This window comes from Spirosoma terrae, from assembly GCF_010435915.1.
Classification (GTDB): Bacteria; Bacteroidota; Bacteroidia; order Cytophagales; family Spirosomataceae; genus Spirosoma; species Spirosoma terrae.
Map to the genome: position 1 here is coordinate 1 of NZ_JAAFZH010000003.1, position 26,100 is coordinate 26,100.

19 protein-coding genes are annotated in these 26,100 nt (G+C 48.7%); 6 read left to right on the forward strand and 13 right to left on the reverse strand.

Features of this window, described 5'->3' with window-relative positions; genetic code table 11:
• The first annotated feature begins 338 nt into the window (after positions 1-338).
• Complete coding sequence (locus GK108_RS07985; protein ID WP_163945527.1) at positions 339-581, forward strand: hypothetical protein; 243 nt, start codon at positions 339-341, stop codon at positions 579-581.
• A 123-nt stretch (positions 582-704) separates the two neighbouring features.
• Here the strand turns inward: GK108_RS07985 and GK108_RS07990 are convergent, their stop codons facing one another.
• The 9 genes from GK108_RS07990 to GK108_RS08030 all read right to left on the reverse strand — a co-directional run bounded on the left by GK108_RS07990 (position 705) and on the right by GK108_RS08030 (position 16,408).
• Positions 705-2,678, reverse strand: a complete 1,974-nt coding sequence (locus GK108_RS07990; RefSeq protein ID WP_163945531.1) for a glycoside hydrolase family 127 protein — start codon at positions 2,676-2,678, stop codon at positions 705-707.
• 92 nt (positions 2,679-2,770) lie between these two features.
• Complete coding sequence (locus GK108_RS07995) at positions 2,771-4,795, reverse strand: beta-L-arabinofuranosidase domain-containing protein (protein ID WP_163945534.1); 2,025 nt, start codon at positions 4,793-4,795, stop codon at positions 2,771-2,773.
• Positions 4,796-4,999: 204 nt separating this feature from the next.
• Positions 5,000-6,601 carry an MGH1-like glycoside hydrolase domain-containing protein gene (locus GK108_RS08000; RefSeq protein WP_163945537.1) on the reverse strand — a complete coding sequence of 534 codons (1,602 nt, stop codon included), beginning with the start codon at positions 6,599-6,601 and terminating at the stop codon, positions 5,000-5,002.
• Between the two features lie 106 nt (positions 6,602-6,707).
• A complete protein-coding gene (locus GK108_RS08005; protein WP_163945542.1) occupies positions 6,708-7,769 on the reverse strand; it encodes a glycoside hydrolase family protein in 1,062 nt (353 codons plus the stop codon).
• A 97-nt stretch (positions 7,770-7,866) separates the two neighbouring features.
• Positions 7,867-9,480, reverse strand: a complete 1,614-nt coding sequence (locus tag GK108_RS08010) for a RagB/SusD family nutrient uptake outer membrane protein (protein ID WP_163945545.1) — start codon at positions 9,478-9,480, stop codon at positions 7,867-7,869.
• A 164-nt stretch (positions 9,481-9,644) separates the two neighbouring features.
• The gene (locus tag GK108_RS08015) at positions 9,645-13,010 is read right to left on the reverse strand and encodes a SusC/RagA family TonB-linked outer membrane protein (protein WP_163945550.1); all 3,366 of its coding nucleotides are present in this window, start codon (positions 13,008-13,010) and stop codon (positions 9,645-9,647) included.
• Between the two features lie 13 nt (positions 13,011-13,023).
• Positions 13,024-14,076 (reverse strand): FecR family protein, encoded by a 1,053-nt coding sequence (locus GK108_RS08020; RefSeq protein WP_163945553.1) that lies wholly within the window; start codon positions 14,074-14,076, stop codon positions 13,024-13,026.
• Between the two features lie 13 nt (positions 14,077-14,089).
• Complete coding sequence (locus tag GK108_RS08025) at positions 14,090-14,842, reverse strand: RNA polymerase sigma-70 factor (RefSeq protein WP_163945556.1); 753 nt, start codon at positions 14,840-14,842, stop codon at positions 14,090-14,092.
• A 345-nt stretch (positions 14,843-15,187) separates the two neighbouring features.
• Positions 15,188-16,408, reverse strand: coding sequence for an enolase C-terminal domain-like protein (locus GK108_RS08030; RefSeq protein ID WP_163945559.1), 1,221 nt, complete (start codon positions 16,406-16,408; stop codon positions 15,188-15,190).
• A gap of 198 nt (positions 16,409-16,606) precedes the next feature.
• Between GK108_RS08030 and GK108_RS08035 the strand changes: the two genes are divergently transcribed.
• Complete coding sequence (locus GK108_RS08035) at positions 16,607-17,071, forward strand: DUF3592 domain-containing protein (protein WP_163945564.1); 465 nt, start codon at positions 16,607-16,609, stop codon at positions 17,069-17,071.
• 298 nt (positions 17,072-17,369) lie between these two features.
• Here the strand turns inward: GK108_RS08035 and GK108_RS08040 are convergent, their stop codons facing one another.
• On the reverse strand, positions 17,370-17,669 hold the full coding sequence (locus tag GK108_RS08040) for a helix-turn-helix domain-containing protein (RefSeq protein ID WP_163945567.1): 300 nt from the start codon (positions 17,667-17,669) through the stop codon (positions 17,370-17,372).
• A gap of 178 nt (positions 17,670-17,847) precedes the next feature.
• Between GK108_RS08040 and GK108_RS08045 the strand changes: the two genes are divergently transcribed.
• Entirely contained in the window at positions 17,848-18,072 is a 225-nt protein-coding gene (locus GK108_RS08045; RefSeq protein ID WP_163945570.1) for a hypothetical protein, read from the forward strand.
• Positions 18,073-18,244: 172 nt separating this feature from the next.
• Here the strand turns inward: GK108_RS08045 and GK108_RS08050 are convergent, their stop codons facing one another.
• The 3 genes from GK108_RS08050 to GK108_RS08060 form a co-directional block, all read right to left on the reverse strand.
• Entirely contained in the window at positions 18,245-19,621 is a 1,377-nt protein-coding gene (locus tag GK108_RS08050) for a M16 family metallopeptidase (protein WP_163945573.1), read from the reverse strand.
• A 67-nt stretch (positions 19,622-19,688) separates the two neighbouring features.
• Positions 19,689-21,032, reverse strand: coding sequence for a M16 family metallopeptidase (locus GK108_RS08055; protein WP_163945576.1), 1,344 nt, complete (start codon positions 21,030-21,032; stop codon positions 19,689-19,691).
• 200 nt (positions 21,033-21,232) lie between these two features.
• Positions 21,233-22,888, reverse strand: a complete 1,656-nt coding sequence (locus tag GK108_RS08060; RefSeq protein WP_163945578.1) for a hypothetical protein — start codon at positions 22,886-22,888, stop codon at positions 21,233-21,235.
• Between the two features lie 229 nt (positions 22,889-23,117).
• On the opposite strand from GK108_RS08060, the gene GK108_RS08065 reads away from it, so the two are divergent.
• Genes GK108_RS08065 through GK108_RS08075 form a run of 3 tightly spaced genes read left to right on the forward strand, consistent with a single transcriptional unit; the run spans position 23,118 to position 26,048 of the window.
• Complete coding sequence (locus tag GK108_RS08065) at positions 23,118-25,406, forward strand: GH92 family glycosyl hydrolase (protein ID WP_163945580.1); 2,289 nt, start codon at positions 23,118-23,120, stop codon at positions 25,404-25,406.
• 58 nt (positions 25,407-25,464) lie between these two features.
• A complete protein-coding gene (locus tag GK108_RS08070; protein WP_163945593.1) occupies positions 25,465-25,698 on the forward strand; it encodes a DUF433 domain-containing protein in 234 nt (77 codons plus the stop codon).
• Positions 25,695-26,048, forward strand: a complete 354-nt coding sequence (locus GK108_RS08075) for a DUF5615 family PIN-like protein (RefSeq protein ID WP_163945596.1) — start codon at positions 25,695-25,697, stop codon at positions 26,046-26,048. Before GK108_RS08070 ends, GK108_RS08075 begins: the two co-directional genes overlap by 4 nt.
• Positions 26,049-26,100: the final 52 nt, after the last annotated feature.

The window sequence follows — 26,100 nt, forward strand, 5'->3', positions numbered from 1 at the left end:
GGGAGCTAATACTATCGTTAGGATAATAAATGAGCCTAATGTATTGTAATGAGTATGTAAACTGGATAGAGTCAACTCATTGAGCACGAATAGACAGACCATTCAGTGCCGAAACTGTGTCTTGGGAAAATCAGTCGTAGACCTAATCAATAGATTGACAGGCACATAAAATCCGCTTATAGGAGTCGATGGATTTTTATTAATGATCATTTAATCCCTCGTTAAGTACTTTTTACTAGAAATTTAATTTGTTCTTTAACTGCTAGTACTACCTTTCGGATCTAAACTGAGTCGACAAAAAGACTGCATGTATGGACTACAGGGGATTCACAATTCGTATGATAGATGTACTTGTTACCAAAGGTACTGATATTAATTACCATATCGTTGGCAAAGATGTAGCCTTTCAGGTCATTTCAAGAACTGGCTTTGTATTAGGTACATTTACTGATATAGACCGGGCCAAAAAGATGATTGATAAAAACGGAAGACGTTGGCAAAAATTAGAAAAACCTCAGGTAAGGGCTCGTGTATTCGCCCACTTACACGATGACCAATTTTTGGTAAGTCTAGCTGTGTAGGAATCGTCTAAAGCCTCAACTATTATTTTATTTGAGTAAGTATTTAATTAAAAAGGCCCTTACCCTTGGTAAGTGGCCTTTTTTGTGTCGTAACCTATTGATAGGAATCGTATGTTGTCTGTCCTACTCCGAAATCTTTATTGCTTTTATCCGGCTCGGTAACCAGACCTGCATAGTGCTTTTACCGCGATTGGCCCACGTATAATAGGGAATGGCCGTAATGGTCTGTGGTTTCGTCTGAATACTGAGCCCATCAGGAGCCGCTTCGACAACCGACAGATTAGCCTGAATTGCCACAACGGGTTCGTCGAGCACCTGGTGCTGTTTGGTTTCGAATGTTGGCTGGGCCGGAACGAGTAAATTCCAGACTTTATCCGCATTGTCAACGCCTTCTACGCAGTAAACCAGTGGGCCACGCTGCAACGCAATGCGGTCCTGGTCGGCTTTCACTTCACTACGGGCCGCTACCTGCCGTACATCCATCGGTAATTTTACCTCCACTACGTCGCCTTTTTGCCATGTCCGGTCAATTACGGCGTATCCTTTTTCTACCTGATACGTAGCAGGTTTGCCATTCACCAAAACTTCGACTTTCGCATTGCTGGCGTTCGTGAATTCATACAGTTTCCCCGGAACCGGTACATTATTGGCCCAGCCTGGAATTCTGACGTGCAGCGCATACGCCACTTTCTTTGCCGGATTGACGGAAATTTTCACGGTACCATCCCACGGATAATTGGTATCAAGTTGAAGCGGTACGTCGGTTTTGCCAAACTTGAACGTCGTGTTGCTGGCTACAAACAGATTTACCCAGATTCCATTCTCCGACCGACCATACACATAATCGCCCAGCGAGGCCACGAGTCGGGCAATGTTGGAAGGGCAGCAGGCCGTGCCGAACCATTCGCTACGTCCGTAATTACCCGCCGACGACAATGGATTTCCGTAGAAAAAACGATCTCCGCTCAAGCTTAGGCCATCCAGCGCGCCGTTGTATAAGCTACGTTCAAGCACGTCGATGTATTTGCTTTCGCCCGTGAGCAGGTTCATGCGCTGATTCCAGAATACCATACCAACCGAGGCACAGGTTTCGCAGTAAGCCGAGCTGTTGGGTAGATCGAAATCATCCGTAAAGCCTTCGTTATGGCCCGATGAACCAATGCCACCCGTCAGGTACATGTTCCGATGTACTACGTCCTCCCAAACGGTGGTCATGGCGTTCATGTAGCCGGGGTCATTCGTTACCGACGCTACGTCGGCGGCACCCGTGTACTGGTACATGGCCCGAACGGCGTGACCCGTAATTTCTTTCTGCTGCTTCACCGGTACGTCGTCCTGACAGTATTTCGGGTTTTTCCACTCGTCCCAGATTTTACCTTTGCCGTAGCCGCGTCCGCGCTGATCCAGAAACCAGTCGGCCAGTTTCAGGTAGCGTTCTTCTTTGGTGAGGTGATACAAACGCATCAAAGCCAGCTCAATTTCCTGGTGACCGCTCACCCACGGCCGATTTTTAACCCGGAACATATTGTCAATATGGTCGGCGAAGCGAATCGCTACGTCCAGCAGTTTCCGTTTTCCGGTGGTGTTGTAATACGCAACAGCGGCTTCGATGAGGTGCCCCGCACAGTAGTCTTCGTGCCGTTCCATATCGGTCCAGCGTTTGTCGAGGCCGGTCAGCGTGTAATAGGTATTGAGGTAGCCGTCAGGCTGTTGAGCGGCTGCAATCTTGTCGATCCATTCGTCGGCTTTCTGTTGAACGGCGGCATCAGGGAGGTTTTTGAGCGAATAGGCCATCGCTTCAATGGCTTTATACACGTCGCTGTCGTCGTAGTAAATACCCTCGTGCTTTTCGCCCTGTTTGCGGGCTACTTTTTCGAAATTGCGAATACGTCCGGTTTTCTGCTCGGTCTGCGTAATGCAGGCCTGCAACGTAGCAGTCGCCACTTTGTCGAGTTTCGGTTTCCAGAAATTATCGGTAATTGTAACCTGTGAGAAACCAACCGGCTCAAACCGGCGAACCATCAACTGCGCTTTGGCTGATAACGTAGCGAAAGTGAGTGCGGCTACACTAAAGGCAACTTTATTTATCTTCTTCATTTTAGTTATCGCTTTGGAACGCAGATTATTATGATTGAATATGATTTAAAGAATCTTAAACGATCATACTGATCTGCGTTCTATTTTGCCTATTATTTTCTTACCACCGGAAATTGCGAAATGCGTAGATTGGTACATCCGTACGGAATTAACGTAATGTCTTCCAGTTCTTTAGCTGTCTCTAGTTGATACGTCAGACTATACGGAATCGGCCCCGTCATTTCGTTATAAATGCCCCACGACGGAATCCGGCGACCTTTGGTTTTGATCTGCAACGGCGCACTTTCCGGATTCCACGGATAATCAGAAACCGGCTTCACCTTTTCGACCGTATACTGGTCTTCCAGTTTGTTCTCCGGCACCTGAACCAGCGCGTAATTCCAGGGCGTTGTTGGGCGAAGTTCGTTGTACGTAGCGCCGTATTCAATAGGGTCTTTGTCATTTTTTACGGTCGTTACTTCGTCGCCAACTTTCAGTGCATACGTAATAGGCCCACGCTCAACCGACATCGAGTTCTCGTACCACGTATTTTTGAAAATGTGCATTGGTAGTTCCAGTTCTACTACGTCGCCCGACTTCCATTCCCGATTGACTTTTACCACCTGATTCCCTGCTGGCTCCTGCACGACTTTTCCGTTGATTTTTATAGTGGCTTTCTTACACCAGGCCGGAATGCGCAGATGGAAGGGGAACGTGGCGTTTTTCGACGGATTGACGGTGAACCGAATTGTTTCCTCGAACGGATACCCCGTTTCTTCTTTTACCGCTACGTTTAGGCCGTTACTTAGGTCAATTTTCGCTTCACTGGGCGAATAAGCCAGCGCGGCAATGCCTTTGTCAGACGTAGCATAGAAGAGATTCTGTACGAATTTAGGCCAGCCCTGATGCATGTTCGACGTACAGCACGGATAACCCGACAAAAGCCCAAAACAAAGGTCAGTGCCGCCGTGATTGACATCGAAGTTGCGCGTATGCCGCGTTGCCATCACCTGATTGGCCTGCTGAAAATACTGACGGGTCATGTAATCGTCAGACGCTTGTGTCGGCAACGCGTTAAACGCCACTTTTTCAAGCTGGTCGGCATACGCTACGTCGCCAGTGATTTCGAGAATGCTTTCCAGCGAAAACATCATTTCTACCGCCGAGCAGAGTTCCGAACCCTGCGTTGGGTTATTGCCGTGCAACGCTTCGTCGCCACCGTAAAGACCATGCGCCATGCCGTTGTATTTCCGAATGTCGGCAAAGCCTTTTTTCGTAGCGTCGAGGTATTTTTTGTCCGGGTGATGCTGGTAATAAATAATTGGTTCCTTGATGCCCTGCGCCAGATTCACGCAGTGAATGCTACCGGCTCTTGATAGAAAATCGGTGTTCAGAAAACCGTCGGTGTAATCAAATGTTTGTTTATGAACGAGATCGCCGAGGTCAAGCAGGAATTTGTCGCCCGTGATGTTGTAGAGCCAGTAAATAACGGCTAGATTATCGCCACCCCGATAGCGCGCCCAGAACGTCCAGTGATCGAGCGGTTTTTTCGGCAATTCCTTCAACTGATACTTGAAATAATTGGTCATCAACGTAATGACGCGCTTATCGCCCGTAGCTGAATAGTATTGTTTCAAAATCTTCAGCATCACCATTTTAGGCCACCAGTCGCGGCTGTTGTCGCGCTGAATACCGGGTTCAGGGCCGTAATCTTTCGACGGACCAAAATAACCGTCGGGCTGCTGACTGTTCAAGGCCCATTCCACCCAAGGTTTGGTTTTTGCGATTAATGCCTGATCGTCAAGAATATAGGCTAGCGGCAACAGTCCGTCAATCCAGTACGGGCCGCGTTCCCATTGATCGCCATCGCCACCGAGCCAGCCATTCCGTTGATTCATCACCAGCGGATACAACTCATCGAGCTTACCCGTAGCGCCGTTTTTCTGACGTACCAGCATTTCTTTCAGCCAGCCCTGCGGTTTGATAGCACCCAATGGCAGTTCACTATATGGATTCTGACGCAAAGGAGCCCGGCTGCCGGTGTAGGCAACTGGCTGCGTTTTACTGGTGTTTCCCTGCCCAATCGCCGTTAACGACAAACTGGTTAAAAGCAGATGAAGCGTAAGTCTAATGTTCATGCAGACGTACTAACTAGGTTAATTGCTAATTGATTAAATCGAAATGGTAACGGCCAACTGGCCTGGATTACTGTTGTACTGTTGTTTACCACCCCCTGCCCCCTCCTAAAACAGGAGGGGAACGTACAGAAACGACCCTGCTCACGAACCCCTCCTGTTTTAGGAGGGGGCAGGGGGTGGTGAATATCTTTCGCAGGATTTCGTTTAAATGTTTATAGCAACTCGTTGTAAAGTGGGCGTAAAAGCCTTTTCTACTCCATTCACAAAGACCCGAAAGCCAGTGCCTTTGCCATATTTCTGCCCGGTTTTATCGTATAGAACTGTAATGGTTTTGCCGTGATACGCTACGTTGTCCAGACAGAAATAATCCCATGTAGTATCGGGCAAAAGTGGATTGATAACCAGTTGATTGCCATGTTGCGGACGAATGCCGACCAGGCCCGAGATCACGTGATCGCAAAACGACGAGTGGTTATAATCTTTGCCGCGTTCCTGACCGCCTTTTTTGGTAGACCAGCTTCCGTTTTCCATAGTCGACAGGCGCGTGCGTGAAATCCAGTCGCCGGTATACGGATTCAGGTTTTCGTCGATCCAGGGAACGCGCTCGCCATCGGGCAAAAAGCGTTGCTGCGAACGGCTGTAGGTTGTGAGCAAATTCCAGAAATCACGTTTGGTCATTACGTTCTGCTTGTAGTCGTTGAGCAGATTAGCCAGCGAGGTCAACGTAATGGCGGTTGAAAAAGGCCAGCTCGGGCCATTCCACTGGCATTCGTGCCCTTCGTAAGCCAGCCGAAAACCGGGATGCCGTTGCTCGGCGGTGGTTGGTCCATACGGTGCCCAGAAACCTTGTTCGTCGGTAAGCTGTACCCAGGCAATGGCGTGTTTTTCGTCGGGAATCGAAAAATACCAGGGCGTAAAACCGTGCAGTTCGCGTACATCAGCGCGGGTCAACGTACCGGTTCCGCGCGGAATGACCTTAAAAAATTTGGCTTTGTCGTCCCAGAGTTTCGTCAGAATCTGACTACGTATCACGGCTGCCCGTTTGGTGTATTCACTCGCAACGGACTGGTTTCCGGCCATTTGCGCAATGGTTGCCAGCGCCTTCGCATTGCCATACATATAGCTGTTGATAGTGGCTCGGTATCCCTGATTTTTCTGGCCAATCAGGCCTGCGATAGAAATTTCCATGCCGTCGCGGTTATCGGTTTGCCAGAATAACCCGGTTGAGTCGAGCCGCATTTTTTCCCATTCCTTAAAATCGTTGAGTAAATCAGGAAGCAGATTGGTCAGGAACGTAGTGTCGGGATGAACTTTGGCAAACGAATTGATGGCATCGGCCGCCCAGGAACTATAGGAGCGCGGACTGGCTCCACCCCGAAACCAGAATCGGGCGTACTGTTTCAGATACGTAGTGTCGCGAAGCCAACGCCCTTCGTAGAAATGATGACCAGCCGGACAATTGATGGAATTGTACTTACCCGCCCAGTTTACGTCGGGTAAAAACTCCGTGATGATGTAGCCCGCTGGTGTTTGTTTGAGGTGTTTCCGATACGTCCACCACCGGAAATAGTACGTTTGCTCCAGTTGCTTGTCCGGGCATTCGAACAGTGGAATGTTCTGCGAGAGAAAATCCCAGGCTTTGTCGTTCGGAATCAGTTGCTTGTATAGCTCGTCGTCATCTTTATTAAACGCTGTTATGTAGGGTTTGAACGTATCGGTTTTCAACACAACATTCTGCGCATTGACGAACCGATTTCCACACAGAAAACCCAGCAACAGGCTCCAGAGAAGTACTTGCTTTTTCATTGATGAGTCTTTTGTTTTTAGTAGCCTGGACGTCCACGTCCGGGTGTAGAAAAACGCTTCTTTGCTCACCCGGACGTGGACGTCCAGGCTACTAAAAAAATAAATGTCAGTTGCCTAATGGACTCTTGCCCAGATCTTTGGACGTAGCAACGGCAATGACGCGGCCTTTATCGCCGACGGCATTGTAGAAATGATATACTACGCCTTTCCATTTTACGACCCAGGGTTTGTGCGCGTAGGTTTTGTCGTACGGTTCCGTTGGGGCAATTAAATCGGCTCCGTCCCAATCGGTCCAGTTCACCAGATCATACGAGCACGCAAACCGCTCGAATGCGCCGGGTTTCCAGAATGCGCCGAAGTAAAACATGACGTAGAGATCACCAATCTTCGTAATCTGTGCATCGCCACAGATGCCGGTTTTGCGGGTAATCAGCGGCTCCTGACCGTAGCGTTTCCAGTGCGTCATGTCGTTGGAAACGGCCATGGCAATGTTTTCGAAACCGTTGCCTTTCGCATCGGGCTTTGTGCCCTTGGCGTTGTAATACATCACGAACGGATAGCCCGTTTTCTTCGCTTTATCCCGGATAACCAGACTTTTATAAATGGTTTTGTCATCGTACCAGCGCGCGTCTTTGTCGACTGCCGACAGCACAGGGTCAGGCAATCGCTGGACTTCGTCGGGCTTGGTCAAGTCGCTGGACGTAGCGATACCGATGCCCAGACGACCCGCTTCGTAGCCTTTTTCAGAACCACCCAGATACGACATCCAGTACTTATTCTGGTATTTCTCGACGTCGTACGTACCGCCCCAGTCCGTGTTGACCAATGCTACGTAACCGGCTTTCTGCGTCGCATCCCACGTATTGTTGGTAAACGACATGAGTTTGCCTAACATAGTCCATTGCAGGAGATTAGCGCTTTTGGCGAGCCATGTTTCGTAGCCTTTGCCATCGAAAATAATGTAGGTCATGTACCAGTTAGTACCCTTCCGAAAAATGGTCGGGCTATCGACCATCCGGCCTTTGTCGGGTTGGGGCAATACGATACCGTATTTGTAAGGTGTTTTTATCTTGTCAAAGACTCGTTGCATCGCTTCTTTCGACACCGATTGTGCGAACGTAGTGAAGCTGATAAGTAGGAGAAATGCACTGGTAATCAGACGTATCATACGGGAGTTGTTGATAGAACGCAGATTTTTATGATTTGCAAGATCTTAACGAATCATAACGATCCTAAAAATCTGCGTTCTATTGACGTAAAGAAAGCTATTTATAAGCCGGATTCTGTTCCAGTTTTGGGTTGGAGTTAATCGCAATTTGCGGAAGTGGGAAAACGGCCCGATGCGTACCACTTGGTTTGTGCGATAGCCAGCTTTTGGTGGTATAAATACCGTAGCGAATCATATCCCGACGCCGGAAACCTTCCCAGGCAAACTCCCAACCCAGTTCATCGAGCATACGTCCGTATTTAATGGCTGTCTGATCGCCTGGATCAACCACTTTGTAATTTTCTACGTAGCCGTATTGGTAGCTGCTGTTTTTCTCCAGATCGGCGCCCGTAACGGTTGCTTTAGCCGGAGCCGACGTGAACGCACGACTACGAATCTGGCTCACAATTGTAGCCGCATCGGCACCTTTGCCGGTACGTAGCAGACACTCGGCCTGCATCATCAGAACCTGCGAATACCGGAAGAAGGGGAAGTCGGTGCTGAGGCTGGCCAACGCGCCATTTTTTACCTCAAATTTATTCATGCGGTACCCTTCAGCTTCGCCCGTATACAGGCCGTCGGGAATTTCCTTGGTCAGCACAATGTCTTTACCGGCCTGATCGTAAGAGCCTTTCAGGGGCGTTACGCCATCGGCGGCAAACTGCGGGCCCATCATCCACGTAGCGGCCAATCGGCCATCGGCGGGATCATACGTATTGATAAACTGCGGAACACCTTTGGCCGAACCAGCGCCCCAGGGCGTATCGAGCATATTGAACTTATTTTTCAGCGAGGCATGCCACGAGAACATCTCGACGTTGAAACCACCCGCCAGATTTTCATCGAACGGAATGGCAAAAACGATTTCAGGCGAGTTCTGATTGTTGGTGACAAACGGCGCTCTGAGTGAGGTTTCGAGCTGATATTTCCCGGAGGCAACAATTTCCTGGCATTGGGTCAGGCATTCCTGCCATTTGGCCGTCCCTGTATACACTTCGGCGTTTAGATACACGTTGGCCAGCAGCGTTTTAGCCGCCCATTTGTTGAATCGGCCGTAGGTCAGCGTACTACGTTCTTCGCTTAGATTCGGGATGGATTCGGTCAGTTCTTTCACAATGAACTCATGAATGTCTTTGCGAGCCGTTTTGCCTTTCAACTCATCGGAGCGGTCGGCAATGAGTGGTACGTCGCCGAAGTTGTCGCACAGCAGCCAGTAAAAGAACGCACGGGCCGACCGCACTTCCGACACAAGAGCCTCTTTAGTAACGCCCGTTGGAATGGCAATTTTACCGCTGTTGAGCTGGTCAATGATACGGTTTGAATTAATGACGCCAGCAAAAAAGCTATTCCACATGCTGTTCATCTGTGGATTTTCGGAGTTCCAGGTGTGCAGGTGCATCCGCTTGTAAATACCGCCATCGTCCCAGCCCGACGCATTGGCGGGCATCACAATGCCATCGGCAGTCGACTCCTGCGCCATGTAGTAATTGGTGTGCGACATCAGCCCCCGCATGTTGGCGTAAACGATGCTAATGGCTTTGTATGCGTCGGTGTACGCATACGACTCCTCCGTTACTTCAGAATAGATTTTCTCGTCGAGATCGTTGTTGCAGGCACTCAAGGTAAGCCCCACCAGCGTAACCGTAAAGAGATATGGTTTAAGGAATTTCATAAGTTCGGATGTTAGGAAATAAATGACTCAAATCAGAAAACGGCTAAAAACTGCCTGGAAATTAGGTTTGTTTAACCTGAGGACCCCTAAATCCCCTGAAGGGGGACTGTGCCCGCTCCGAGAGGAAGTCCCCTTCAGGGGATTTAGGGGTTTTGGGCAGTTTGTCAGAACGTGAACATGGCTCCTGCGGTATAACTCGTGGTAGCCGGATAGCGATTCTTATCGTCGATACCCGGGAATAGACCACCTATACCCACTTCTGGATCGATACCTTTATAGCCAGTGATGGTATATAAATTAGCCGTCGACAGATAAACCCGTCCGCGTTTTACGTACTTGCTTTTCAGGTTCAGGTTATAGCCCAGCGTTACGTTGTCGATCTTCCAGTAGTTACCATTTTCGAGGTAATAGCTCACGTAGTTCAGCGACTGATCGTCGGCCAGTGGGCGTTTGCCGTAGATTGGATCGTAGGCGTTGGTACGCAGGTTGCCGCGCGTCAGCATAACGGGCGCGCTCCAGAACATTTCGGTCATGTTCAGAATCTGGAAACCAAACGCACCCCGCATCGTTACGTTCAAATCGAAATTCTTATACGTAATGGTGTTGTTCCAGTTCAGATACCGTTTTGGTAAACCATTGCCAATAACCTGTTTGTCGTCGGCCTGCTGCTGCGCGATGGGTTTGGGTTTGCCGTCTTTGCCTTCGATAATCCAGCGACCCGCTTCGTCGATATCGACCGTTTTAAAGCCCCAGAAATTACCAATGGGTTGCCCAACCTGCACGCGGTGCGTAGTTTGCTGAATGGGTTCGCCCGTGTTGCCCGTGTCGAAATAGCCGCTGGCGAGTGCGAATTTGTCGTTCGATAACGAAAGAATTTTGTTGGCGTTGGTCGAGAAGTTGACCGATGTTGACCACTGAAACGACTGTTTCTGGATGGGTATCACGTTCACCTGAACTTCTACACCTTTGTTCTGCATCGAAGCCGCATTGGCCGTGATGGTGTTGTAGAGATAAGGGGGCGTAGGCACCGGAAAATTGGCGATCAGATCACGCGTGGTACGTTGGTAGAGGTCAATCGAACCCGAAATCCGGTCGTTCAGGAAACCATAGTCGATGCCCAGATTGATTTCTTCTTTCCGCTCCCAGCGCAGATCGGGGTTGGCGTTGTTCGATGGGTTGATGGCCTGAATCCATTGCCCGTTTATCAGCGCATACGTATTGAAATTGATTTTGTTCGGCGATAAGTATGAGCTGCCCGGCTCGGTGCCCGTTACGCCATAACCGGCCCGCAGTTTAAGGTTCGATATAGCTCTGATGTTTTGCAGAAACGATTCGCGCTGCAAATTCCAGCCCACCGAAAAAGCCGGAAAACTTCCCCACTTATGGTTTGCCCCGAACCGCGACGACCCTTCATGACGAATACTGGCCATCAGCAAATACTTGTTCATGAAGCTGTAATTGACCCGAAAGAAATAACTGATTAGCTTATTTTCTTCCTGAAACGAGCTTTCGGGGGCCTGACCTCGTTTGAGAGCCAGACCGGCACCGATGTTATTGTACGAGAAATTGTCGGTCGGAAAATCCCAGTTCTGCATCCAGTACTCTTCGGCGTTGTATCGGCGCCAGGTATGACCAGCCAGCAGGGTGAAATTGTGGTCTTTCAGGGTCTTGTTGTAATTGGCGGTCAGCTCAAATAAATCGTCCTGCGTGCGAGTGGTGCCACGCGAGGCAAAACCGTTACGTCCGCTCCGTGCCGTTGAGTAGTGTCGTTTGGTTTCGTAATAACCACGGGTGCTGTTGAACAGATCGCGGGCAAACAAGGCTTTGATTTCCAGTCCGTCAATCGGTGCCAGCGAAATGGTGCCGTAGGTCCGGAAGTTGTTGTTCCGGTTTTCGCCCTGCGATTCTTCAATAGCCGCCAGCGGGTTCATGTAATCGGTTTTGTCAGTACGTTCGGTCCAGTTGCCGTTGGCGTCTTTGATCGCTTCCGTGGGGTTAAAGGTTAGCGCATTCCGATAAACCAGTCCTGAATACGTACCACCATCAATAGAAAAGTATTTTTGCTGGTAACCACTCAGGTTGGCGTTAATTTTCAGGATGCCGTTGAACATGCTGTGGTTGACCTCAAGACGCGGAAACAAGGTCATGTTATCCGACTTTTTCATAATCCCGTTGAGACCCCGATATTCCAGACTCATGATGTAGTTGGTGCTTCGGGAACCACCCCGCAGACTGATATTATGCACCTGCGACAGTGGCTTTTGCGTCACCTGATCGAGCCAGTTGGTGTTATTGCCGTAGTCGATAGCGCCCGGTTTTTTCTGCGCCACCAGTTGCCGATACTGGTCGGCATTCATAAAACTGAGTTGCCGGGTTTGCCGCTGGGTTGTTACGTAGGAATTGATTTCGATGGTTGGCGGTGTTTCGCCTTTCACTTTCCGAGTTGTAATCAGAATAACCCCGTTGGTGCCGCGCGTTCCGTAGATAGCTGCCGCCGACCCATCTTTCAGTACGTCGATGGATTCAATATCTTCGGGCGCTACGGTGTTCAGTGTGCCCGGTACACCATCGATCAGAATCAGTGGAGCCGAGCTGGCGTTGATGGTCGCGTTACCACGTAGCGAAATCTGAGCCGTTGAGGTGGGGTTGCCGTCGGGCGTAATCACGCTCAGACCCGCCACTTTGCCACGTATCAGTTGGGCCGCATCCTGAACGGGGCCTTTCACGAAATCTTCGGCTTTTACGCTGGCAATGGCACTCGTAATCTGCTCCCGTTTCTGCGTACCGTAACCCACAACGACTACTTCATTCAGTGTTTTCTGATCAGGCAGCAACTGCATATCGATTGTCGATCGGTTGCCTACCTCCACTTCTTTATTCTGATAACCGACAAACGAGAATACCAACGTAGTATTCTGATCCGGTACGTTGAGCCGGTAACGCCCATCGGCATCGGTGGTGGTGCCCCGCGTTGTACTTTTAATGACCACGCTCACACCAGGTAACACTTCGCCCGATTCGCCCGTAACCACCCCGCTTATAGCACGGTCGGCTGTCTGGATTGTACTGGCCGTTTGAGCCGGTAGCGATTGTAACAGATTAATGGTTGACTGTTGGGGTGATACGTTTGAGCTCAGCGTTTCCACGAGTTCTTTATCCGTCAGCTTCGATTCTTCGCGAACCGTCAGGATCACATACGTAGCCTTGTTCACTTTCTTGAAACGCAGACCAACCGGTTGGAGCAGGTTCGACAGATTTCGTTCCAGCGATTTGCCCGACTGAACCTGCCCCGACGATACCGAGATGCCTTCCAACAGTTTCTCTTCGAAAAGAATATCAATGTTGTACTGTTTTTTTACCTGCATCAGCGCGTCACGTAGCGTAAGCGTGCCTGGGGCCGAATACGAACCGGCCTTGTCTGCGTTTTTGATGCGATTTTGCGCTAGTAACTGGGCTTTCAGGGGTGGAATATTAAATAGATACCCCGTTATTCCCGCTACGGTTACGAGAATTCGTATGAGTTGGGTCATAAGGAAAAGGAAGTTAAGGGATTGACTTAGGTAAGGAGGTTAGCACATAGGTTGGCACCGAATCCCGATCTACGGTCGGATCGGGCTGTTTGGTTTGGGTAATCTGTACGTTTAGAATATCGGCAAGTACCTGAAGCACGCTCATCGCTGAATTGGCCTGAAACGTACCACCCAGCGTCCGTCGGGACAAGGCCGGATCAGACACCACTACGTTCACGCCAAAATGTTCGCTGATTTGATAAGCAATCTCGGCCACCGATGTATTTTCGAACATAAACCGGCGGTGTTTCCAGGCCTGATGAGTAGGTAGTTGTTGCTGATGACGTAGCGAAAAATGACCTTCCTGACTCAACGTAGCAATATCGCCCGGCAACATAATAACGGGTTTGGCGGTAAGGTCTCTCAACTGGCGCAGTTGTACCTTCCCCTGACTCAGCACCACTTTTGAGCCGCGCTCCCGGCTGTAGACAATAAACTCAGTACCAAGCACCTGCACTTCGAGCTGGTCGGGTGTGCGAACGATAAACCGCCGATGATCGGGCATGTGCTGGATGGCAAATTCGGCTTCGCCCGTTAGTTGCACTTCCCGCTGACCGCTGCCGAATCCGAAACGAGGGACTGTCAGCACCGAATGCGCATTCAGGCTCACGCGGCTATTGTCGGGCAGACGTATCGTTCTAACCTCGCCGTAACCCGTTTCGTAGCGTTTGTAATACCATTCGTTACGTAGCAGATAAGCCCCCGCCACCAACATGACGCAGGCTGCGGCTACCCACTGAACAAATCGAAATCGGCTGACAAACGAGCGAACGACAGGCTCTTCAGTCAGAGTTATATCGTCGGTCTGAGGCTCGATTTCCTGAACAAGTTGTAGCGAACGAGCGTAGGCCGCTTCTACATTGGGCGTAAACTGCGGATTGTCGCGCTCCCACTCTTCGAGCCATTGGAAATATAGCTCCTGGCTGTTGGGGTCGGCAAGCCACTCCTGAATCAGTGTATTCTGCATGGGAGTGGTTTTACCTTCAAAAAAATTCCAGATGATTTGCCGGGATAGTGTCGTTTTCATAGGTTGAGCAGGGTTAGACGTTGAGTAAAAGGGCGCTCAGCGGGGTGCCGCCCAGCGGAATGCCGCCCAACTGTTTTATTCCCTGTTCAAGCGACCAGCCGCCAAACCCGATCAGCAGCGTTATCAGGCCGTAATCCTGAAGTGATTTTCGTAAAATGGCAAATACTTTGGTGATGTGCCCTTCTACGGTTTTGACCGACATCTGCAATTCATCGGCAATGGCCGCGTTACGTTTCCCCTCGAACCAACTCATCATGAATACTTTCTGGCTTTGCGGAGGTAAGGCCCGAACAATTTTTTCGATGTTGAGATAAAGCTCGTTGAATTGCAGTTCCTGCTGGGGTGTTGTGGGCGTCGATTCGGTAACGATTTCCGATAAATCAGCTACTGGCACCTCACGGCCAAATTCTTTCCGTAAGTGGGCAAAAGCAGCATGCCTGACCGACGTAAACAAGTAAGCCCGATACGACGTAGTAACAACCGTATGCAATTGCTTTTGCCAGAACTGACTGAAGAGGTCAATCACTAAATCCTCGGCCAGATCGCGGGAGTACACAAACCGAACGGCGTGGTTGCACAGAGGCTGATAATACCGCTTGAATAACAGCTCGTAGCCTTTCCGTGGATCGTTCTCAAACGTCTGTCGGATAAATAGTTCTGAGTCGACGAAAGCCGGCGACGGAGCGTCCGAATCAGACGCATCAGACGATGTCCAGCGCGGTTGCTCGGACGGATTGGTACGTTCACTAAAAGACTGGCTATTCATGCAAGGGTCAGTCAGAGGGGTTCATCTATAAGAGTATTTTTGGCTGGGGTAACCCTTGGTGTGAATGCAATTATTTTTAAGAATTTCTACGAATTGTGCTAATCTGCTACGTAGCGGGCGTTTTTTGTGGGAGATTTTCTGAACAAGTTGAAAGCCCGTTACGTAGCTGTGGACATTGACAAGACTTTAATAGGATAATCTTGTCGGATTTGACCTGACCACCCCCAACCCCCTCCTGTTTTAGGAGGGGGCTTTAGACTCAAGAGCTTTTTTTTAGCCCCCTCCTGTTTTAGGAGGGGGTTGGGGGTGGTTTCTACGTTCTCCAAAAACACTGCGTAGCAACCACTACACTTTTTTGAGCAGCTTCATACCAAAACCGGGTGCTGGCGATGGAATGAATTTACCGCCTTCGATTTTATACGCGCCGAAATCCACTTCCTCACACGTAGCAGGTACACCTTCGATGGTAGCGGTGTTGCCAAGGGCTCCGGTCAGGTGGGAGCAATAATATGATTTCAGTAATTCGCCGAACGCGTGTGGTGATGCCAGAATGCCCATCTTTTTGAGTTCGGGCATGAGTTTCCGCCAGGGCGTAAAGCCATAACCAATCATATCGGTAAGATGTACGTCGAGGAGTTTTTTCTCTTCCAGTTCACGTAGCAATTTCTGATCGGGATTGGCTTCGCCATCGGCCAGAAGCATTTTCGGCATGTTCACGTTGGTCCAGGCGCGTAGCTTCTGGTAATCGGCTACGGTTTCGGCAAATGGCTCCTCAATCCAGAATAGCGGAATATCGCGAACCCCTTCCAGATAGTTGATGGCTGTATCGATAGTAAACCCGTCGTTGGCATCAACCAGTATTTCGCAATCCGGAAAAGTTTTGGCCACCAGTTTGGTCACTTCAATGTCGCGTTTCAGGCCTTCGTCTTTGGGCATCCAGATATTTCCCCGGCCAATTTTAAGTTTCAACTGCCGATAGCCAAGATCATAATCGTGTTTGCAATTGTCGAGGAGCTTGTCTAATCCATTGGCAAGCGTTTTAACAGAGCCTTCTTTAGGTTCCAGCTCATCGAAATAAATCATGCCGCTATAGCACTTGGTCAGAATTGGTTTTTTCCGGCCGAGCAGTTCATAGACCGGCTTTTTGAGAATCACCCCGGCCAGATCGTGAAGCGGTACGTCGAAACCCAGTGCTTTGGCATCCGTAACGCCCTCCGACGGTATAAACACCTCCGATACGCGCTTGCCTTTCAGGTAAGCCGTTAACTCGTCTTCCCGTTTGCCGTGCATACCCCAGCCAACCGCGCCCTGATCGGTGGTCAGTACACAAACGCCTACGTTTGGGCCATATCCATGAATATCGCGCCGACCATTTTTGCCGACAAAGCGGGGCCATTTCAATTGTACTTTCGTATAACTGACATCGGCGATCTTATGCGTAGCAAGCTCGTTTGAATCCGCGTAGTGGGTAGCCCAGTCGGTTGTCTGCGCAGCCAGTGGCGAACTCAACGCTATGGCCGATGCGGTGCCCTGCGATAGTTGAGTAAGAAATTTTCTTCGTTTCATCGGGTTTGGAACAGCTATGTGATGGCTGAATAAGGCAGAAAACGAAAAAAACTCATGATCAACTTTATACCTGATTACGAATTGATTGTCTTGAAAAGATGAATAATATAGGGATTCCTGTAGCGTAAATACAGGAATCCCTCCGTTTTGGCGGGTTTCTTCATTGACCAATTTTGTCGGGTACTTACAGGCAAAACGATGGAAATTAATGCGGAGATGATTTGGCCACTTGTTGTTTTCGTTTTAGTGGCTGCGATAGGCATTCTGGGTGTGGTAATGGCGATACAGTCCTACAAGCAACTCCTGTTCTATAAGGAGTTGAACCGCCGGGGGCAGACGGTTATGGGTAAAATAGTCAGAATAAGAACGGAATATGGCGGCTACGATTCGTCCGATACGTATTATCCGGTTTTCTCCTATCAGGTAAATGGACAGCATTACGAAGTGGAAGCGCATCCACTATTTTTTGAAAATTTTACGGTAGGTCAGGAAATGCCGTTACGCTTTCTACCGGAAAGTCCAACCGAATACACCTGGCGAAAAACCCTGACGTTCAGTGTTATTCTAATTCTCGTTGGCGTTCTTTTAGCGGTTGGTAGCGTAGCTTTTCTCTATAAAATTGACCTTGTCAGTAAGCTGTTTCAAGTGTCAAATAATGGCTGAATGGTAATTGTATTCGCTTGCTAGCTTGCGTATGAGCTACTAGCCGAGCCGTCGGTACTCTAAAATGATGATTTGTTACTGGTAAGTTAAATATGATAACAATACGCGTGGGCTGCCGGTTGATTAAATACAATAGGCAATTTTCAAGCTCAATAAGCCAGGGTGTTTATACGTCCTGGCTTATTCGTGAATAGTCTTTTTGTAGGCTATTGGCGTAGTATAGATGATTACAATGTTTAGGTTAGATAGGTAAGCCAGGCTCACTAGGGTCTGGCTTATTTGTTAATGATCAATTAAGCTATTCTCCTCGTAGTCGATTTAAGGCGCGGGCACTCGCTTCAAAAGCGGCTTTTACGTCATTTCTCAAATCGATATTTTCTTTTAGATGACCCGTCAGAATATAGAGCAGGGGCAAATCGGGATAGGCCCTGCAGAGTGCTGATAGATGGACATCTTTCATGGAAGATACCCGGCCAATCATGATGTTATCCAGGGTTCCTTTGGCGATGCCAGAGGCTATCGACACCTCTTCGATGGAGACACCGATCCGTTTAAATTCCTGCCTCAGCCTACGTCGAATTTCAGGGTCGCTTTTCACACTTGTAACAAATTAAGAAGGTGAAAAAGTAGTGTTACTGAATAAGTTTTACGCAAATCTAACAAAAAACACTTGCAAAAATTGTTAGTTATGCGTAATTTTAATACGAAATATTTGTTAGACCTAACAAAATATCGTCCACTATCCAAACAGAATTTATCGCTAAAACACGACTACTATGCATCACTACGTTGAGCAGTTTCATGAAATTAATGGAATGGTATCGGGTCGAATTGATGTGAGCGAATGCCGGGCTACTCTCCGCAAATCCATCACACATCGGATTAAGTCAGAAAGCAGTCCGGGCTATAAAACCCGGCTGGTGAAGTGGGTAGAGCCCAAACAATGCTTTCCGCCCGTGCTCAGACATAGAGCTGAGTCAGTATCGGCTTTTAGTCGATAAGGGAGGCTTTGATCTTCTGGACCAACCTACTGGAAGCGTAGTATTGGTAAGGCTGGTTTATTATACTGGTAGATTGGCGTAGTAACGTGCCAGGAGTGACGTAACAAAAAATCCCCGATTGACGCGATTTATCCGTCAATCGGGGATTTGGCTTGTAAAAAGGAGGGTTTAGTTAAAACCCGTCGGCTTTTATTTCTTTTTCAGTGATTGCACCATACTTTTTAACTTTCTCCCGAATCGTTTCGGCTTTGCCAATCAATACAAACTGAAGGTTATTTTTAGGGAAATACTGATCTATAATTTGTCGGGTTTTGGCCACGGTCAGGCCATCTACGTTTTTCTGAAAATTATTGATGAACGACTCGTCGAAACCCAGACTAAACATATCCGTCAGCAGGTTGGCCAGCGAACCAGCAGACTCATAGTTCGGTGGGAAATCGGCCTTAACGTAATTCTTGGCCGATAGGAGCGTTTTTTCGTCGATACCCGTACGGTGCAGACTGTCGAGTACATGCAGGGCCATGTCGATAGCCTCGGTTGTGGTGCTGACTTTGGTAAAGGTCGAAATGGCGAAAGTGCCACTATTGCGGTACGTACCAAAACGGCTGCCTGCTCCGTAGGTTAGGCCCGAGTTGACACGTAGCGCGTCGTTGAGCCAGGACGTAAAGCGGCCGCCCAGAATGGTATTCACGACTACCACGGGGATGTAATCCGGATTGTTCTGCGTAATTCCCTTACCACCAATAAGGAACGTAGTTTCACGAGCATCGTCTTTGTTGACCAGCAGAACCCGGTTTTGACTGAAATTAACCGTAGGTTCGGTTAATTTCGGCGACGTAGCAGCGGCTGTTTTCCAGTTGCCAAACAGGTCGGTAATGCGCTTTTTCATCGCTGCTGTATTGAAATCGCCCACGATCGCAATGGCTGCCCGATCGGTGGTATAATTTTTCTGATAGAATTGTCGGGCATCGTTTGCCGTAATGGCCGAAACCGCTGATGGTGTACCCGAAACAGGATTCGCATAGGGGTGGTTTTCGAACACAAATCGATTGAAATACGAGTTAACAACCCCACGCGGACTTTCCTTTTGCTGGGTCAGTTGCAGTAATTGGCGTTGTTTGTATTTATCGAACTCGGCCTGGTCGAAGGTTGGTTTTGTGATCACATCCTGGAGAATGTCGAAAAGCAAATCCTGGTCTTTTACGGCAAATGAGGCTGTGAGTTTGGCCACCTCTTTACCGGCATACGTATCGATGGAAGCACCTACGTATTCGGCTTTTTCTTCGAGCTGCGCCTTCGTATACTTCGAACTGCCAAACAGGAGTGCATCGGCAGTCATGTTGGCCAGGCCGTAGCGGTTACCATCCTGAATGGCGCCAGCGTCAAAAACCGCCGATACGTTAATCAGGGGAACCTCATGTTGTTCCATCAAATAGATGGTAAGGCCATTTTTGAGCTTGAATTTCTGATAGGGGGGGACTTTAAACGTCTGCGCCAGCAACGTTCCGTTGATAAGCAATGCCAGTAGCACCGCAGTTATAGATCTCATTGATAAAGTCTTTTTAAGAAGTACGTTAGTGAGTGGGAGATGTGTCAAGACGACCTCCGGTGGGTAATTAATTCGTTTTTACGGGGTTCGGTTTGGGCTCCGGAAGCAGATAGCCGACGGTACGATTGCGGGCGGTCAGGTAGGTTTTGGCGACGCGCTGCACATCTTCTTTCGTCACTTTTTCGTAGAGAGTCGGCGCTTCGTAGAGTTTCTTGTAATCGCCGAAAAACAACTCATACGTACCGAGCGAATTGGCTTTGCCGTTGATGGTTTCCATGGTATGGTAAAATTCCATCAGCTTCTGATTCTTCAGCTTTTGTAATTCAACGTCGGTAATTCCCTCGTTGACCACTTTATCGATCTGGTTCAACACCGACCGTTCCAGTTGTTCGGCCGTTACGTTACTGGCGGCAATGGCATAAACATAAAACAGATTTGGGTCGAAGGATTCGCCGAAGTTGGTGAATACGCGCGATGCAATAGTTGAGTCAAGAACAAGCGATTTCACCAGTCGCGACGAATTGCCGCCACTCAATATGCCGCTCAACAGGTCGAGGGCGTAGTAATCTGGATGGCGCGCTTCGGGGGTATGATAGGCCATCAGAATATTGGGTGTGGCAATGTCTTTGTAGGTTGTAGCGCGCCGTTCGCCGTTTTGCGGTGGTTCCACCGTGCGGAGACTATCGGGTAATTTCTGCGCCGGTATGGGTTCAATATATTGTTCGGCCAGTTTTTTGACCTGAGCTGCCGTTACGTCGCCAACGACCACCGCTACGGCATTATTGGGCGAGTAATACGTCTTGAAGTATTTTTCCAGATCGGCCTGGGTCCATTTTTTAATGTCAGACTCAAAGCCAATTACCGGAAACATATACGGGTGCTCGACAAACGCTACCGACTTTACCAGTTCGCTCAAAACACGGTAGTTGCTGTTTTCCAGGCCGGTGCTACGTTCTGACAGTACGACGCCCCGCTCGCTTTCCACCATTTTGGGGTCGATGGCCAGATCGCGGATACGGTCCGATTCAAGATCGAAAATAGTTTCCAGCGCTCCACTTTGAAACCAGTCGGTGTAAACCGTAGTATTTTCGGTCGTGTAAGCATTGTTAGAGCCACCGTTGGCTTCCATGACACGGTCGAACTGTTTGGGACCGTATTTTTTGGCACCGTTGAACATCATGTGTTCAAAGAAGTGCGATAATCCTGTGATGCCATGCACTTCATTGCGGGCTCCCACTTTCCAGAAGGTGTAGAAGTTGGCATTAGGGATCGAATGGTCTTCGAGCACCATGAATTTCATGCCATTTTTGAGCGTGAATGTCTGTACATCTTCTGGCTTGGGCTTATTCTGAGCCAGTGCAACACCTGCCAAAAGAATAGCTCCGGCAAGCAGCCCAATTCGTTTGTTCATGAGAATGGTTTATTAGATCTGAAAAAAGTACGATACGATGGATTTGACAATAAGGTTGCTGAATCGGCTTGAACGCTGATTGGTATGATTTTTAAGGTTTACTGTAGCTAAAATGGATTGTTACTACCTGTTCGTACGTGTATTAAAATCGCTATACGCCATAAGAGTCATAAAAATCAGCGGCCTATTGTGAAAGATGGTTAATTACCGGGATTCGTTGCACCAAAATAAACCATTTCAATTTTCTCGCCCGGTGGAATGACTGCTGATCCGACTACGTGCGTGATTTCGAACTGTTGAATGATATCGATCCATTGCGGATGGCTTTTCATGGATACTCGATACGTCCGTATTTTACCGTCGTTCACGACTGGAATAGGAACGTATTGTCCGTTGTAGGGGCGTTCTCCCCGTGGAAAACGTACCGCATTCTGCGTAGGGAAGGACGGGTCGATGGCATCGCCCTGCTGCCCATTCAATAACCAGACCAGGTTAAGTTGATTCTCAGGGCCGCTGTAACTCATCTGAATATACAGCGTGTCTATGTCAGACGCTTTCCAGCTCCCGGCGGGGGAGAGTAGTTTGGTGCCACGGGCATTAAGGGGGCCATTGTCCATTTTGCCGTCGTACGTAATTTTCCAGTTGTCGGTCTTGAAAGGCTCTTTCTGGTCATGTCCACCATCAAAAATATACCAGTTGTTACGTCCGTGCGCTACGTCGAACCGGAAGTCTGGTCGGGTTGAGCGGGGTTGGGTGTACGCAAATTCCCGAATCTGATTTTCAGTGCCGACCAGAATGGTGTATTCTTTCTCAATGATATTATCGCTGTCGAGCGGACTAAAAAGCCGGCCGCCCACGTAGGTATGCGTATCGCCACCTTCCCAGTTTTCCTTGGCCGTGCTGGCTCCCAGCAGATGGTTGACCCGATAATAATACGGTGCACAGAGACCAATATATCGATTAGTACCAATCTCAACGGCCTGCCACGGTTCGGTGATGTGGAAAGGGGTAAACTGCTGAGCAACCGGGTTACCATTCTGAATCTGTTCGATACCGTCGCTCGTTACGGTAGGGCCGAATGTGAACGGCGCAGAGCCGTTGTAGAAACGCACAGATCGGGCTCCGTTGATCATCATAAATGGCCATTCCTGCTCCATAAAGTCGTAGAATGTTTTGTCGGGCCGCTGATGCGTCAGCCGGACTTTAACGTGTACTTTGTTGTCGTCGAGCCGAACCCATTGCTCGTAGAAGAATGGGAGCAGTCGTGCGTCCTGATGAGCCCACGAAAAGCACTGTACTTTCGTATAAACGTATCCGTTAATCAGTCCATGAAATAAGATAGGGGACGGATTCCCGCCGTCGTCGCCGGGCTGTAATGGGTTGTAGCCGATTCCTTTCCAGCGGGGTGAGTCGTCGGCAAACGAGCGTGGACCAGCGTAAGAAGCCAGTCCGGATTCGCGTCCTTTATCACGAAAATTGATCAGATATTGCCCCGTAGTTTTGTCGTAAATCTGAATAGCGCCCCCATACTCTTTGCGGACTTCGAGCCGAAGCGTAGCCGATTCCTGAACGGTGGTGGACCCAATGGTTAGTCCCAGAATCTGGGTGCCGTTGTAGCTGAGCCAGTTAGCGGGCTGGTCGGGAACGGTGTAGGTGAACGGGCCAACCGTGGCGGAGGAAACCGTAGTCGCTGGAGGCAACGTAGTGACGGGCGGAGTGGTACCGTTGCCGTCGCCAGGACCTCCCCCTCCCCCGCCAATTACCGGATCGGGGAGGGGGGCATCCTTACAATTCCATAGACCAACCAATAATACAGCGATCAGCAAAGCGGCACTAACAAAGGAGTTTTTTTTCATACGTAGGAAGACAAACGATGATTCTACACAGACTCTGGCATCTCCTGATTCGTTTGTTCGATAATTACTGGCAATAAAAATAGTGGCCCCGGTAAGGATTGCCAAACCCGGCCCAGTGTGAATAGGAAGGAATAGAGTAAACGGGCTCTAACGGCAGATCGGTAGGCGTTTCGGTTAGCTTTTCGTACCTTTTAGCCCTGATTGTCCGTAAAGAGTCTATTCGTAAAACATGATAAACGTTAGCCTTACCATCTTTTTTCAACTTCTCTGTCTCGTTGCCTTTGCTCAGCAAAACCTTGTTCCTTTCGTCCATCCACTAATTGGGACCGAAAAAATGGGTCATACATTTCCGGGGGCTACTGTTCCATTTGGCGCTGTTCAGCTAAGTCCTGATTCGGATACGTTATCGTACGAGTTCAACGGGAAGTATAACGGCAATGTCTACAACTATTGCGCGGGTTACAAATACGAAGACAAAACAATTGTTGGATTCAGCCATACCCATTTTAGCGGAACGGGCCATTCGGATCTGGGCGACTTCCTGATTATGCCTACGCAGGGCGCTCTGCAACTGAATCCGGGCGTAGCGTCGGACCCGAAAAGTGGCTATCGGTCGGCATTCTCGCACGCCAACGAAGTGGCCGAAGCGGGCTATTACAAAGTGAAGCTCGACGATCATAACATTACGGCGGAATTGACGGCATCGAATCGGGTTGGGGTTCATCAATACACGTTTCCCAAATCCGATCAGTCGCACATTATTCTGGATTTGACCCACGGTATTTACAACTACGACGATAAAGTGGTCTGGACGTTCGTGCGGGTCGTGAACGATACGTTGATAACGGGCTATCGGCAAACCAATGGCTGGGCGCGCACCCGGACGGTTTATTTCGCTCTGTCGTTCTCGAAACCGTTTAAATCGTACGGACAGAAGAATCTGGATAAAGCACAGGTCTACAAAGGGTTCTGGCGCAAGTTTGATCAAACCCGTAACTTCCCGGAAATAGCCGGTAAGCGTATTCGGATGTATTTTGATTTCGATACGGAGGAAGGGGAAAAGATAAAACTGAAAATGGCGTTATCGCCGGTTAGTCAGGAAAATGCGCTGGCTAACATGCGGGCCGAGGTACCTCACTGGAATTTTGATCAGGTGAAAGCCAACGCGCAGGCCGACTGGAATCGGGAACTGAACAAAATTCAGATCGATGCATCGGACAAGGACAAGATTAACTTTTACACCTCGCTGTATCACACATTCGTCAATCCAACAACCTACATGGACGCTAATGGTGACTATAAAGGACTGGATCAGGACATACATAAAGCGACTGGATTTACCAACTATACTACGTTCTCGTTGTGGGATACGTATCGGGCGCTGCACCCGTTCTTTAATCTGATTCAGCCGTCGCGCAATAGCGATATGGTAGAATCTATGATGAAGCATTATGACCAGAGTACGTTAAAAATGCTGCCAATCTGGTCGCATTACGCCAACGATAACTGGTGTATGAGTGGTTATCACAGTGTATCGGTATTGGCCGATGCAATTATAAAAGGTGTCTACAAAGGCGATGCGCAGAAAGCACTGGATGCCTGCATTGCTACGTCGAATCATCGCGATTACGAAGGAATTGGCGCCTATATCGACAAAGGGTATATTCCTGCTACGTTGAATGGTACGTCGGTGTCGAACACGCTTGAATATGCCTATGACGACTGGTGTATTGCGCAACTGGCGAAGAAACTGAATCGGCAGGATGTGTATGATACGTATCGCAAACGCTCCGAAAACTGGCAGAACGTGTTCGATAAATCGATTGGGTTTATGCGTCCTCGTCTGGATGACGGTACGTATAAAAAGGAGTTCGATGTATACAGTACACACGGGCAAGGTTTTATTGAAGGGAACTCCTGGAATTTTAGTTTTTTCGTGCCGCAGGACCCTGCTACGTTGGTGCAGTATATGGGCGGGGCAAAGAAATTTGCGGCTCGGCTCGATACGCTTTTTGCTATGAACCTGCCGGATAAGTTCTTTGCCGAAACGGAAGATATCACCCGCGAAGGCATCATTGGCGGCTATATTCATGGGAATGAACCGGCCCACCACGTAGCGTATTTATACAACTGGGCCGGTCAGCCCTGGAAAACGCAGGAGCGTATTCGGATGATTCTCACTAGGCAATATAAACCCACGCCCGATGGGTTGGGAGGAAACGACGATTGTGGTCAGATGAGTGCCTGGTATCTATTTTCTTCGATGGGTTTCTATCCGGTAGCACCTGGATCGGACGAGTATTCGCTGGGTAGCCCTTCCGTCAAAAGTGCTCGTCTGCAACTCGAGAACGGTCAGACCTTTACGGTAGAAGCCATTAATCAGAGCGATAAGAATGTGTATGTGCAGAAAGTACTGTTAAACGGCAAGTTGTTAACACAACCAGTTATCACTCATGCTGACATTCAGAAAGGTGGCAAACTGACGTTTTATATGACGAATAAGCCCGTGAAGAAGTAAGGGTCTTTGAAGACTAATCTGTAATTTGCGAAGAAGTGATTTGTAGAACGCTCTATGTATGGAAAACCTGCTGAATCGAATAACAACCGATCCGGATATTTGCCACGGCAAGCCTGTAATTCGGGGCTTACGCTATCCCGTTGAAACAATGCTTGAGTTGATGGCATCTGGAATGACTCATCAGGAAATTTTAGATGATTATGAAGATCTGGAAGAACAGGACTTACTGGCTTGTCTTCTGTTTGCGGCTCAATTGACAAAAGTAAAACACATTAGTCGGTTAGTTGCGTGAAGTTTTTAATTGATGCTCAGCTTCCCAAAGCACTGGCTGTTTTTATGCGTGAAAAAGGTATCGATGCCGTTCATACGCTCGAGTTGCCAAATCGAAATGCGACAAAAGATAGTGAAATAAGGATGCTATCGATGGCCAATGAACGGATCGTTATTTCTAAAGATGCAGATTTTTATGATAGTTATACGGCAAAGCAGGAGCCTTATAAGCTGGTCTATTTAACTATTGGTAATCTAAGTAATAAAGACCTTTTGCATCTATTCGATAAAAATTTAGGTCATCTCATGGCTGTTCTTGAACGCAGCTCTGTCGTTGAGATGAATCAACATTTTCTGATTACGCTATTTTAGTAAAGACTTTTGTCGAACGGGCTTCGGGCTGACTAGCCCGAAGCCCGTTCGA

What these genes read in the sequence shown, in the direction of transcription:
- GK108_RS08070 (WP_163945593.1), top strand. Translation starts at nt 25,465, where the DNA reads ATGGAAAACCTGCTGAATCGAATAACAACCGATCCGGATATTTGCCAC.
- GK108_RS08000 (WP_163945537.1), bottom strand. Translation starts at nt 6,601, where the DNA reads ATGAAAAAGCAAGTACTTCTCTGGAGCCTGTTGCTGGGTTTTCTGTGT.
- GK108_RS07985 (WP_163945527.1), top strand. Translation starts at nt 339, where the DNA reads ATGATAGATGTACTTGTTACCAAAGGTACTGATATTAATTACCATATC.
- GK108_RS08010 (WP_163945545.1), bottom strand. Translation starts at nt 9,480, where the DNA reads ATGAAATTCCTTAAACCATATCTCTTTACGGTTACGCTGGTGGGGCTT.
- GK108_RS08005 (WP_163945542.1), bottom strand. Translation starts at nt 7,769, where the DNA reads ATGATACGTCTGATTACCAGTGCATTTCTCCTACTTATCAGCTTCACT.
- GK108_RS08060 (WP_163945578.1), bottom strand. Translation starts at nt 22,888, where the DNA reads ATGAAAAAAAACTCCTTTGTTAGTGCCGCTTTGCTGATCGCTGTATTA.
- GK108_RS08065 (WP_163945580.1), top strand. Translation starts at nt 23,118, where the DNA reads ATGATAAACGTTAGCCTTACCATCTTTTTTCAACTTCTCTGTCTCGTT.
- GK108_RS08020 (WP_163945553.1), bottom strand. Translation starts at nt 14,076, where the DNA reads ATGAAAACGACACTATCCCGGCAAATCATCTGGAATTTTTTTGAAGGT.
- GK108_RS07995 (WP_163945534.1), bottom strand. Translation starts at nt 4,795, where the DNA reads ATGAACATTAGACTTACGCTTCATCTGCTTTTAACCAGTTTGTCGTTA.
- GK108_RS08055 (WP_163945576.1), bottom strand. Translation starts at nt 21,032, where the DNA reads ATGAACAAACGAATTGGGCTGCTTGCCGGAGCTATTCTTTTGGCAGGT.
- GK108_RS08030 (WP_163945559.1), bottom strand. Translation starts at nt 16,408, where the DNA reads ATGAAACGAAGAAAATTTCTTACTCAACTATCGCAGGGCACCGCATCG.
- GK108_RS07990 (WP_163945531.1), bottom strand. Translation starts at nt 2,678, where the DNA reads ATGAAGAAGATAAATAAAGTTGCCTTTAGTGTAGCCGCACTCACTTTC.
- GK108_RS08050 (WP_163945573.1), bottom strand. Translation starts at nt 19,621, where the DNA reads ATGAGATCTATAACTGCGGTGCTACTGGCATTGCTTATCAACGGAACG.
- GK108_RS08025 (WP_163945556.1), bottom strand. Translation starts at nt 14,842, where the DNA reads ATGAATAGCCAGTCTTTTAGTGAACGTACCAATCCGTCCGAGCAACCG.
- GK108_RS08035 (WP_163945564.1), top strand. Translation starts at nt 16,607, where the DNA reads ATGGAAATTAATGCGGAGATGATTTGGCCACTTGTTGTTTTCGTTTTA.
- GK108_RS08015 (WP_163945550.1), bottom strand. Translation starts at nt 13,010, where the DNA reads ATGACCCAACTCATACGAATTCTCGTAACCGTAGCGGGAATAACGGGG.
- GK108_RS08045 (WP_163945570.1), top strand. Translation starts at nt 17,848, where the DNA reads ATGCATCACTACGTTGAGCAGTTTCATGAAATTAATGGAATGGTATCG.